The 12416-nt window shown below is 59.7% G+C and carries 6 protein-coding genes and 1 pseudogene; 6 read left to right on the top strand and 1 reads right to left on the bottom strand.

Features of this window, described 5'->3' with window-relative positions; genetic code table 11:
• The first annotated feature begins 229 nt into the window (after window positions 1-229).
• From RPG13_RS32640 to RPG13_RS32665, 6 genes and pseudogenes are all read left to right on the top strand, one after another.
• Complete coding sequence (locus tag RPG13_RS32640; RefSeq protein WP_127208184.1) at window positions 230-955, top strand: GntR family transcriptional regulator; 726 nt, start codon at window positions 230-232, stop codon at window positions 953-955.
• Between the two features lie 460 nt (window positions 956-1415).
• Window positions 1416-3092, top strand: a complete 1677-nt coding sequence (locus RPG13_RS32645) for an amino acid adenylation domain-containing protein (protein WP_337126940.1) — start codon at window positions 1416-1418, stop codon at window positions 3090-3092.
• Between the two features lie 70 nt (window positions 3093-3162).
• Window positions 3163-3390, top strand: coding sequence for an acyl carrier protein (locus tag RPG13_RS32650; protein WP_337126941.1), 228 nt, complete (start codon window positions 3163-3165; stop codon window positions 3388-3390).
• 83 nt (window positions 3391-3473) lie between these two features.
• Window positions 3474-8000 carry a type I polyketide synthase gene (locus RPG13_RS32655; RefSeq protein ID WP_337126942.1) on the top strand — a complete coding sequence of 1509 codons (4527 nt, stop codon included), beginning with the start codon at window positions 3474-3476 and terminating at the stop codon, window positions 7998-8000.
• Window positions 7997-8812, top strand: coding sequence for a thioesterase II family protein (locus RPG13_RS32660; RefSeq protein WP_337126943.1), 816 nt, complete (start codon window positions 7997-7999; stop codon window positions 8810-8812). Before RPG13_RS32655 ends, RPG13_RS32660 begins: the two co-directional genes overlap by 4 nt.
• A 597-nt stretch (window positions 8813-9409) precedes the next feature.
• A pseudogene (locus tag RPG13_RS32665) lies at window positions 9410-10272 on the top strand (alanine dehydrogenase); the annotation flags it as partial.
• A gap of 390 nt (window positions 10273-10662) precedes the next feature.
• On the opposite strand, the gene RPG13_RS32670 reads toward RPG13_RS32665, so the two are convergent.
• Window positions 10663-12075, bottom strand: a complete 1413-nt coding sequence (locus RPG13_RS32670) for a radical SAM family RiPP maturation amino acid epimerase (RefSeq protein ID WP_442921378.1) — start codon at window positions 12073-12075, stop codon at window positions 10663-10665.
• Window positions 12076-12416: the final 341 nt, after the last annotated feature.

Genomic DNA, 12416 nt, shown 5'->3' on the forward strand with positions numbered 1-12416 from the left:
AAGGCTGCCGAAGCTTCGGAACCAGGGCGCTGGAGATGGCGGCTGCCCTGGGTCGTCGTGGCCGGAAATCTCGGCGGCAGGTGCACTGCCAAGTGGTTTGCGATGCGCCGCACTTCAGGCGTGGACCAGCGGATCAGGGCTCGGGCGGGCTGGTGCCCCGCCGTTTTCATGCAGCGCGTGAGACGTGTTCACAGGGCGTTCGAGGCACCGGTTTTGGAGATCATGCCAAATGGCGACAAAAGGCCCGAAGTACGAAATACCACCATTGAAGGCTTCCCCAAGTTCGACGATTGAGCATGTCTATGCCGAACTGAAGGACGCACTGATGTCCGGGGAATTTTCGCCCGGGCAGCCGATGCGTCTCAAGGAACTGGCTGTCGCATTCGGCACCAGCCATATGCCAATCCGCGAGTCGCTCAACCGGCTTAGCGGCATCGACATACTCGAACGGGCGCCGCGTCAGTCCGCGCGCGTTCCAATGATCACTGCTGAAGGCCTCCGCGATCTTCTGGAAGTGCGCCTTCTGAATGAACGGCAGGCCATAGTCTGGGGTGTGAAGAAATCTGCCGGGAAGAGCCTAAACTATCTCAGAGAAATCAATGAAAAGATGGAACTGCTCAATATGGAGAAGAACGCTGACGTGAAAAAGTATCTGAAGCTGAATCAACTGTTTCATTTCGCAGTTTACAATCTCTCTGAAAACAAGGTCTTGATGAACACAATCGAGGCGCATTGGCTACAGGCGGGCCGAGTCCTCGGCCTCAGGCGAAAGGAAACGAGAGTTGTTCCGGGCCACCATAATCATCGCGAAATCATTGACCAGTTGGAGAAGGGCAATGGCTTGGCAGCCGCCGACGCCCTCGAACGCGACATCATGGAAGCGCATGAGCAGATTTTTGCGATTCTTGAAAAGTCCGACCTGACGGATCGTGCGGGAAATCGGGTCCCTGCCTAGGAACGCGGAATCGTGCCCCAGGATGGCAACAAGCTTGTATCCCTTGCCCATATGTAGCGCCAGGAGACCCGTGCGCGGGTGACTGGATCGGTGAGAATATCTGGGATTCTATCAATCCGAACATTGGATGAGGGGGGACGCGGTGGGCGGCAGCGCATTGGAAAGGAGCGGTCGGTTTTGCAGTTGATGGCGCTAACAGTCATCGCTGGATGAGATTACGAAGCTGATCGACCAGATGGCGTTGCTCGCTCTCTCGAGCGATCCTGCCTGGCCGCCGTTGTCGTTATTCGAGGCCAGCCGCGCAGCCGCACCGACGTGGGGCAAAGCCGAATACCCCATCTAAACATCTAGGGGATCGGCACTGTATCTGGCGATGCCCGCACACCTCGGTCGAAATATTAAGAACATGTGAAATTTAATTGACCGGATTGACTGTGAGCTTACCACGGATACAGTAAAAATGTATTTAGCAATGTCCGGCATTCTGAGGGAAGTCATGCAGAGTTTAGACAACGCCTCAGGCCCTTCAGAGCGGACCATTGCAGCGTCCGTGCTTTGGTATGCATCCGAATTTCCTCGTCGTCCGGCTGTCGTTTTCGGAACAGAAACGATCAACTACATGGATTTGTGGCTGCGAGCCTGTGAGATAGCTCGCGCCCTAAAAACTGGACGTGAAGCGGGTTTGGACCGCGTCGCAATTCATTTGCCCATCGGTGTTGACCGGATCGCGGCGATCCTGGGCTGTCAAATCCTGGGTGTTTCCTACGTTCCCGTGGAACCAAATCTTCCAGAGAGTCGCATTCGCGAGATGCTTGCGCAAGTGGACCCGAGCGTGCTCCTCAGTTCATCGGCCGTCTATTCGGCGATCCTCAAGGATGTTTCGTCGGGCTCGGCGGTGATGGTCGAGGAAATTGGAGTGGGCGCAGCCGGTGCTGGATCGTCCGACCGAGATGTGGCGCTGTCGCCGAATTCCAGTGGCTACGTTATCTTTACCTCGGGTTCGACTGGCAAACCGAAGGCAGTCGACATGGGAGGAGCAGCGCTTCAAAACCTCGTGAACTGGCAGATCGAACTTTCGAGCCTGTCAGGCAATGGGGCAACGGCTCAGTTCGCCCCCATTTCATTTGATGTATCGTTTCAGGAGATCTTCTCCACGCTCTGCTCAGGTGGCCGTATCGTCATCCTAACGAATGAACAGCGGATCGACCCCGATTTGCTTTCGGACGAGATACAGCGTGCCCAGGTGGAACGATTGTTCCTGCCATTTATCGCCCTCCAACAATTGGCGTCGAATTGCGTGGAGCGCAAACAGTTTCCCGACAGTCTACGGGAAATCCACACCGCCGGGGAACAACTCGTGGTCTCTTCCGCTTTGCGCGAGTTTTTCAGCAAGCTCCCCGAGTGTCGGCTCTTCAATCAGTACGGTCCCTCTGAGACACACGTGGTCACCTGTCACGAGCTTGATAGCAATCCAGCGGAATGGCCTAGGTTACCGCCCATCGGTCGGGTTCTGCCGAATGTCGAACTCTTTATTTTAGATGAAGACGCGCGACCGGTGAGGTCACGAGAGGTGGGAGAGCTCTATGTCGGTGGCATTTGTCTCGCGCAGGGTTATTTCCAGGATAAGGAGCGAACAGAGGAACGGTTCGTGACTATCGATATTAACGGCACGCCAACGAGATTGTATCGGACCGGCGACTTTGCGACGTCAGATGAAAGTGGTTGTTTTTTCTTCTGTGGTCGCCGTGACCACCAAATCAAGATCGACGGCTACAGGGTTGAACTTGGGGAAATTGAGAGCGTTATAGCTGATCACCCAGACGTGGCCGAAGTCGCCGTGGTTTTCGAGCGTGATGCAAATGGAATGGGACGGCTGATCGCCTGCCTAACGAGCAAAGATCAGGCGCCAACCGACTGTCTCGAAACAGTAGTTCGCGCCCATGTCCGTAAGATGCTCCCTAGCTACATGGCGCCGGACCGTGTCCAGATCATGAGCGCGATGCCTAAAACGGCGAGTGGCAAGGTCGATCGCAAATCAATCGCTGAAAAAGCTGTTTGCCGAAAAGGTCAAGACCGCGGCACCGCCTGTCGAGAAGGCTGCCAGTGCCACTACAAGCGGATCGACGAAGAGCGGTGACCTGTGCGGCGCGATTACCTCCCACTGGCGGGAGCTTCTGGACCATCCCTCGCTCGCGGATTCGGACAACGTGTTCGATTTCGGCGCGCGTTCGATCATGGTCCCGGAGCTTCAACGCCGCCTTCGCCGCCAGTTCGGGATTAATATATCAGCGATCTTGGTCTTCCGGCATCCTTCGCCGAGGGGGCTCGCAGACTATTTATCGCGAAACTCGGCGAAGGGCGATGCATCGAACACGACGTTGGCTGGACTCGCAACCCGGCGTATGTCGTCCAAAGGACGCGCTTCTCCGCGCTGATCCTGCGCACCGATGACCCGCTCCAGCAGACAACACGCTCCGGGAACCAAAGATCAGAAGGCCGGAGCAGCGACGAGGTGAAAATGAACGGCCCCATTCACAGAGCTACCCCCATCGCGATTATTGGCATGGCCTGCCGGTTCCCCGATGCGGATACGCCCAAGGCGTTCTGGGAAAACATTATTGCCGGACGCGAGAGCGTTCGTCAGTTGTCGGATGTTGAACTCGCCGGCGCGGGCGTCGACCCCGAGCAGTGGGAAGCGGAGGACTATATCCGCCACGGCGCGCCACTTACGGGCCTCAGCTACTTCGACGCTGACTTCTTCAGCATCATGCCTCGTGAAGCGGCTCTCCTCGATCCGCAGCACCGATTATTCCTGGAAAACATTTGGCACGCCATCGAAGATGCTGGCTACGCCGTCCGTTCGACCGAGATGACAACGGGCATTTATGCCGGCTCCGGCCCGAACACTTATTTCGCCAGGAGCGTAGCCGGCTCGCACGATTTCAGCAAGGAAGGCATGCTCGACACCATGACCGGCTTCCAGGCCATGCTGGGAAACGATAAGGATTACTTAGCGACTCGGGCGGCCCATCGCCTCAACCTCATCGGCCCCGCCATCAGCGTCCAGACAGCTTGTTCGACCTCACTCGTAAGTCTCCATCTGGCCTGCAGCGGTCTGCAGAACGGCGAATGCGACATGGCGCTGGCGGGCGGTGTCACTGCAATCATTCCCGACCGGGCGGGCTATCGCTATCAAGAGGGCATGATCTTGTCCCGCGACGGCCACTGCCGTCCGTTCGATGCCGAGGCCAGCGGCACGGTGTTTTCGAGTGGCGTCGGCGTGGTTGCGCTTCGACGTCTCGATGACGCGCTTGCCGAAGGTGACACCATCCACGCTGTTATTCGCGGATCGGCGATCAACAATGACGGAAACGACAAGATCAGCTTCTCGGCGCCGAGCATCGAGGGCCAATCGAGCGTCGTCGCAAGAGCACTCATGAACAGCTCGCTCGCGCCGGAAACGATCTCCTACTTGGAAACGCACGGAACGGGCACGAAACTGGGTGATCCGATCGAAATCGAAGCCCTCAGCGAAGTGTTCGCCGGTTTGCCGGCGGATGTCGCGCCGATTACCCTTGGTTCGGTGAAGGCTAATATCGGCCATACGATCGCCGCTTCCGGCATCGCGGGTGTAATCAAGACGGTCATGGCACTGAAGTCGCGAACCTTGCCGCCGGCGGTCAATTTCAAGACGCCCAATCCGGAGATCAACTTCGATCGCCTTCCCTTCGCCGTGCCGACTAGCGCTGTGCCCTGGACGTCCAAGGGTCCACGACGCGCGGGCATCAGTTCGTTCGGCGTGGGCGGAACGAATGCCCATGTCATTTTGGAGGAAGCACCGAGCGAGACGAACGGTTTATCTCAGCCGAATGATGCGCCGCACCACCCGGACCTTCCTCGTACGCTGAACATTTCGGCACGCACGCCACAGGCCCTGGGCGCCATGGCCAAGAGTTTTGCCTTGCGACTCGATACGGCAGAGCCCAACGAGCGCGACGCCATCTGCTTTACTGCGAACACCGCCCGCCGCGCTTTTGAGTATCGGAGTTTCGCGACCGGTCGGACAACCAGAGGGCTGGCCGAGAGTCTTCGCGCAAACGATTATGCCCGTGTCGATCTCTCCAAACATGTGGTTCCCGCCGCTCTGTTCACCGGACAGGGCGGCCAGGGCGAAGGTATGGGGCGCGGACTGTACGAGAGTGATCCGATCTTCCGCGAAGCCTTCGACGCCTGTGACGCGGTGGTCGCACGGATTCGCAAGCACGGATTGAGCGACATCCTATACGGTGACGGGACGCTCGCCCATTTCGTTCACGATACCGAATATACCCAGCCCGCCCTGTTCGCGATCGAATTTGCACTCGCCCGAGTTCTCGAGGCCAGGGGCTTCGTCCCAGAGATCGTCATGGGCCACAGCATCGGAGAATACGTGGCGGCCCATCTTGCCGGCGTGTTCTCACTCGAGGACGGGCTGCAGCTGATCACCAAGCGCGGCGAACTGATGGGTCGGCTTCCACGTAATGGCGGCATGGTCGTCCTGACAGCTGATCCGGACACAGCCCATCAGATGATCCGGGACTCCGAAGTTGAGCTCGCCATCGCGGCCGAGAACGGACCAGCCAGCACGGTGGTCGCGGGCGAGACGGACGCACTTGAAACGCTGATCAAGGTCGCCAAGGAAAAAGGCATCCGCACGACGCAGTTGAAGGTCTCGCACGCCTTTCATTCGCATCTCATGGATCCGATCCTCGAACAGTTTCAGGCGTTCGCGAGCACCCTCGATTTCGCCAAGCCCGATGGCCGACTGGTCAGTGCGAAGACGGGTAAGGTCGCCGGCGACGAAGTCGCTGACGCGCGCTACTGGACCGACCACGTTCGCCAGCCCGTCCTGTTCCATCGGGGCATAATGACGGCGCAAGAAATTGGGGCGAATCTCTTCCTGGAAATCGGACCGCATCCGGTCCTCACTCCGATGGCGCAGGCGGCCCTAGATGGCATTGCCTCGCCCTCGCAATTCGTCTCGAGCCTCAATCGCACCCGCAATGACGAAGAGGTTCTCGCCGAGACCGCGGGCCGCCTTTTCGTCGCCGGCCTTGCGATCAATACGCTCACCGATCTGCCGGATAATGAACGCCGGCTCGTCGATCTTCCGCTCTATCCCTTCGAGCGTCAGCATCACTGGATTGACACGAAAGCGAGCGACCGGCTGGCATGGCACTGCCGCCGCGAATGGCACGTGGAAAAGCAGTCAGCGCCGCAACTGCCGAAAGACAAGGCCCTCTGGATTATCCTGGGCAATGCCCTCGGTCTCGCCGGACGTTTGGCTCAGGCGATCGAGGCGAAGCGGGAAGGGCCCAAGCAGACAGCGGTCGTTCTTTCGAATGTCGAAACAGGTCTATCTGGCGGTGTGCTCGACGAGTATGTCGCGGGGATCATCGTCACTCCTGAGAGCGCGGAAGGCGCGTCAAGTGGACAGATCGTCGAGGCGGCGCACAGCCACGCCGCCACCCTCATGCAGTTCGTCCAGACGGTTCAGGCAGCGACCAAGCATGGCAATCTGACGAAGGCGAAGATATGGGTCGTCGGCCAGTCCGGCCGTGCGGTGCCGCAAACAGACACACCAATTCAGGACGCCGCTCGTCCAGCCTCATTGGTCAGCGCCTCACTACATGGCATGGCGATGGTGCTCGCGAGCGAACATCCCGATCTGTGGGGGGGTGACATCGATCTCGGCGCGGAGCCGAGCGACGCAGAAATCGCGGTCGCGATCGGCATTCTTTTCGGTGGCTCTGGGTCGGAGACCGCCTACGCCGTGCGCGGCGAGGAACGCTATGTCCTGCGCCTCAGCGAAAGCCGCAATGTCGGTACGGATTGCGTGGTCGATCCGCAGAAGACCTATCTCGTCACCGGCGGGCTTGGCGCTCTCGGATCGCTAATGGCCGAATGGCTGATAAATCGCGGTGCGCGCCGCCTCGTGCTTCTCAACAGGGCCGTCGCGGACGGCACCAAACGGGAACGGCTCGAAGCCCTGCGCCGTTCCGGCGCTGAGATCGCGGCGCATGCGGTTGACATCGCCGACCAGGTCGGAGTCGAGCGAATCCTGGGCGATCTCTCGGAGGCGGGCCATCAACTCGGCGGGATCATTCACACCGCCGGAATCGTTCAGGACGCCACGCTCGGATCGATCGAGGAGGCGAGCGAACTCGAACGCGCACTTCGGGCCAAACTCCAGGGTACGCTCGTTCTCGATAACGCGAGCCGTCGCTTCTCACCCGACTTCTTCGTCTGCTTCTCCTCGGTTAGCGCGCTTCTCGGTATGAAGGGCCAAGCGGCTTACGTGGCCGCCAATGCCGCCATGAACCGCATTGTCGAGGGCCGCAACGCCGAGGGTCTGCCAGGTGTCAGCATCGAATGGGGTCCGTGGGCGGAAACCGGCATGGCATCCGGACTCGACGAGCGCCTGCGCAAGCGCCTGACCGATTTCGGCCTGCTCGCGATCCGCAACCGGGAGGCGCTCGAACGGCTGGAGGGCCTGTTCGCCTCAACTGGCACGCTCACCGCAGCGCCGATCCTGTGGCGACGTTTCGCCAAGAAGCAGTACGGGGAAACGCCTGCTTGGCTCACGCCTCTGTCGAATGTGCACAAGAATCGGCAGGCGACCAATGACGACGAGGCGACAGATCCACTTGCGCGGCTCTTCGGCTCGGTAGCGCCGAGCGAGCGCGGTCAGGCGATCGAAAGCTTCCTGCGCGGAGAAGTCGCCCGTGTGCTCGGCATCGCCGATCCGGACAGCCTGCCGATGGACGAAGCGCTCAACCAAATGGGATTCGACTCCTTGGCTACGATTGAGTTCCGCAACAAACTCGCCAAGAGCGGCATGAAGGTTTCGCTCCAGAAGCTCGTGATGGGTGCCTCAATCGCGGAGATCGCGGCCGATACTGAGACGCAGGTGACCGCCACTCTTGGGGTATTGCGGACAGCGAGGCGGTACCGACAGCGCCGGTCCTGGCCGACAGCGCCCAGAGCTACGACAAGAGCGCGGTGATCATTCCGCGTCCGAAGCCCGACGCGCCGATCCGCCTGATCGGCTTTCCCTATGCCGGCGGCGGCCCGCTCGTATTCCAGCACTGGATCGACAAGATGCCGGATCACATCGAGCTCGGCATCCTGCAGATGCCAGGCCGCAGCGCGCGCCTTGAAGAGGGCTTCTGGCTGCGGATGGAGGACATGGTCGACGGCATCGTGCCGGAGATGCTGCCCTTCCTTAAGGACAAACCGTTCGCGTTCTTCGGGTTTTGCTATGGCGGTGTCCAGGCCTTCGAGATTGCCCATCGGGTACGCCGCGATCACGGGCTGCAGCCGGAATACTTCTTTGTGGCCGGTGGTCGCTCGCCACAGATCTACAATGACGACCAGTTAGCCATTGACGTCCAGCAGTTCAATCACGGGACCGGCAAGGCCGAACACGAACTCGACGAGAGCGAGTTCGTCGAGATGCTAAAGGAGGTAAATTTCGCCAACAACAAGGCCCTGTTCGAAGATCCCGAAATGCACGCGATGATGCTTCCGATTATCCAGGCGGACTACGCGATGAACAACGCCTATCGCTACGGTTCCCATCCTCCGCTCGACGCTCCAATCACTGCGATAGGCGGCCGCGTCGACCCATATGTTACAGGCAACCACATTATCGGCTGGAAAGAGCATACCACGAAGCAGTTCAAGGCCCATTTTTGCGCCGGCGACCATTTTTTCATGGAACATCAGATCGAACTCCTTACGCGAATCGCGATCGAAGACCTTGAGCCCGTCGTCCAGCGGTTGGCCGCAGATGGCAAGCGCCACAGCTGGCGGTGATGACCTGACCACCGGCTTCAGTCAGTACCAACAGTCGACCCGTCCTGCCGCCTTCAACTGCAAGCCTGCGGTGGCATGAGAAACATCGAATTGCGGCAGCGGTTCCGCCGTAAAGTTTTGTCTGGTCAGAGAATTTGCCAGAGCGTTGGCAACCTCATGCGGCAGCGAGGATTTCGAACTGAGAGACGGGTTCGGATTGAAGGCGTACCGCGCCTGTCATTCGGAGGCGCCGTATTGGTAGTAGAAATCCCACCGCCGCCGAAGCCGTAAATCGCCGTCCTACACTTCGCCAGCATGAGCGGCGACGCCGAGCAGGAATATTTCGCGAAGCCGTCTTTCATAGCAATGGCGATTCAAGCCAGACTGCATCCGGGTGCGCGCATCGTTAGAATATCCGCCCATCCTTCTGCAATGTCTCGAGAATGGCGATATCGATCCTGTCGAGCGACATTGTTCATGCTTCATGCGAATAGAACGGATTTTGGCGCAAGGAATAGCGATTGCGGCGCCCGGCAACAACCGGATACGCAAACACTTGCCGCGCTATTTATGGTTTTATGGTCCACCCCGCAAAATCAGAAATTCGAGGAGGAGCGAATGCGCGTCGGCCTGACGCCGGGATCGGTCCGCGAATATGTCACGCATGGCCACGAAGTGCTGGTCGAGACGGGCGCGGCGCCGGCATCGGCGCCGACGACAACGCCTATCGCGCCGCCGGCGCCACCATCGCCAAGACGGCCGCCGACGTGTTTGCCAAGTCAGACATGATCGTCAAGGTCAAGGAGCCGCAACCCGACGAATGGGTTCAGCTCCGCGACGGCCAGATACTCTACACCTATCTCCATCTCGCTCCGGATCCAGAGCAGACCAAGGGCCTGCTGGCCTCCGGCGTGACGGCCATCGCCTACGAGACCGTCACCGATGATCGCGGCGGCCTGCCGCTGTTGGCGCCGATGTCGGAAGTCGCCGGCCGCCTCTCGATCCAGGCCGGCGCTACCGCGCTGCAGAAGGCCAATGGCGGTCGCGGCGTGCTGCTCGGCGGCGTGCCCGGCGTGCTGCCCGGCAAGGTCACTGTGCTCGGCGGCGGCGTCGTCGGCCTGCATGCCGCCCGGATGGCGGCCGGCCTTGGCGCCGACGTCACCATCATCGACCGCTCGATCCCGCGGCTGCGCCAGCTCGACGACATCTTCAACGGCCGGGTCCACACCCGCTACTCGACCGTCGAGGCGCTCGAGGACGAATGCTTCTCGGCCGACATCGTCGTCGGCGCGGTGCTGATCTCGGGTGCGGCGGCTCCCAAGCTGGTGACGCGCGAAATGCTGTCTGGCATGAATAAGGGCGCGGTGCTGGTCGACGTCGCGATCGACCAGGGTGGCTGCTTCGATACGTCGCACGCCACCACGCATGCCGAGCCGACCTATGAGAAGTATGGCGCGACCATTCGCAACTCGCCCGCGGCCGGGCGCGGCGGTTGGCGGTGCAGCTTCTCGGCCGCGCACGATATGTTGGCTGGAGCTTAGCGCCGCCGGCCCATGAACTCCAGATTGCCGTCCGCCAGATAACGCGCCAGGTCGCCGGTCCGGTAGACCGTGACGCGTGCCTCGTCGCTGAACCGGTCGGCCAGAAACCGCTCCGCCCACAGCTCGGGCCTCGGTCGTTCCCAGGAGCACAGGCTACGCAGGTAGCGGCCAAGCGCATTTATCTACCGATGGCCCATCAACGCATGTTGTGCCTGTAAAGCGGACCGCCGATTTGCGTGATGCCTCCCCGAAGCATCTGATCGCGCGAAGTAGCCCAGTGGGGACCGTCGTCCAGTGCATGGGGTAGACAAGCCAGCGCCCTGCGGCCCGTCATACCGTCAATGTTGTGCCAAGTGAAACCTCGTCGAGGTCCTCTTCGATTACCCCGACCGCGTACAACTGATCGAGCATGTCGGCGACAGCAAGGGCGCTTGCGCCGTCCGTCGTGACGCGCATAATCAGCTCCGAGGCTGTACAATTGCCGCACGCGATTAGTTCGCCAACGGAAATCGGAACGACATCGTCGAGCACCCGGTATTCAATGTTGCGTGACCGGAGATGGAAGTACCGGTACCCAGCCTCGTATTGCAGGCCTCCGCGGAAGCGGATCGGTAGGTTGGGAGATGGGCTTTCGAGCATATGCTCGTCGATGATGCTCTGAAGCCCCTCCCGGAACTCGTCGGGCGTCCTGAACAAACGTTGACCCACGATTCGGTACCCGAGAGGCCAGCGTTCGCTACCCGGTACCGGCGTTACCAGTTGCAAACGTCCCTGCCGCATATTTACGAGAAAGCCGGAAACACAAGCGATCGTCGTGGGATAACCCTCGGGTAATGCGGTTGCGTCATCTTTACTGGCTGTCTTGAATTTTTCTTTCCGCGCGCGTGCGCGCCCGACGAAAGCCTTAGCGGTCGGCGCCGCCTTGCCCTGCAGGATGAGTTCGACCCCGATCAGGTCCTCGGGCGAAAACGCCGCGTGAATCTGATTGAGATGCTTCGTACTTAGCACGGAAAAACGATTCGTCACGCCACCGAAGCGTTTGAACAGTTCGAGCACGCGCCTGGTGAGTGCCTCATCCTTGAGCGGTGCGGCCGTCGTCGTCTGTGGCAAAGCACCCGTGATTTGATGGTAGTCTAGCAGAAAACGGTCGTAGTCCGGTTGTCGATCGGATCTGTGGCCCAGTAGCAGAAGCCAGTGCGGGCCGCCGAAGCGTGATCGACGGCGCCAATTGGCCCAATTCGTGGTTACAGTGCCGAATTTGGCGCTCGCGCCAGGCATGAAATCGATGTCGATCATCGACATTTCGCCTTGGTCGCGCAGGAGGTCGCGATGGTGCGATATCTCGCGCATATATTCGTTCCACAACATAGCCAGCGGCCACGAAGCAGACTCCGGCTTGATGCGGAACTTCAGGTAGTCACCGCACCAGAGCGGCAGCATCTCCAATGGGTCAACTTCAATGCCGTAGCGCTCTGTTAACGCTCGAGGGGCGTCGAGGTTCTCCGCGAGCGCCGTGCGGAATTTCCCGTCACCGGCCAGCCGCTCCATGAAGCGCTTGACGTGGGACAACGTGCGCCGTTCCTCCGGCGTGCGCCGGTTGAGAATTTGTCGCCAGTGTTCGGCCAAAGGGTACAGGTGAGCCCCTGAAGCTGCCCCTTGTAGGCCTGATAGCATGATCTCATCCTGGGCAGTTTCTTCAGACCGGCTCGTCGGAGCCAATGCGCTCAGAGCTAAAATTTGCATTAGGTCGCGACCACAACAACAATTACAACAACTACAACAACCGCGGCGACTGTAGCCTTTTCCCCGATTACCACAGAACTCATGGGTACAGCCGAAGCGTAATTAGCCAACGCAGTGGTCTGCACAAGGTTGTTTAAGCCAGAAACGCTGGAATCACGCGTGCGGCTCGCAATCGCGCTGAGCTTCTTGCTACTCGACTTCTGTCGAATGTTCGATCGAATTTAACTTTTAACCTGATCAAGCGTGATATTGTAGTCGAGGCTCTTTCCAATCGCTACAATCGATGCAAGGCCTCCAAATCGTGGTTGAGCTTTTCAAGCGGACTGCCTTTTTTCCCTAAA

Origin of the sequence: Mesorhizobium sp. ISC15 (assembly GCF_037162615.1) — a bacterium.
In the GTDB taxonomy this organism is placed as follows: Bacteria; Pseudomonadota; Alphaproteobacteria; order Rhizobiales; family Rhizobiaceae; genus Mesorhizobium; species Mesorhizobium mediterraneum.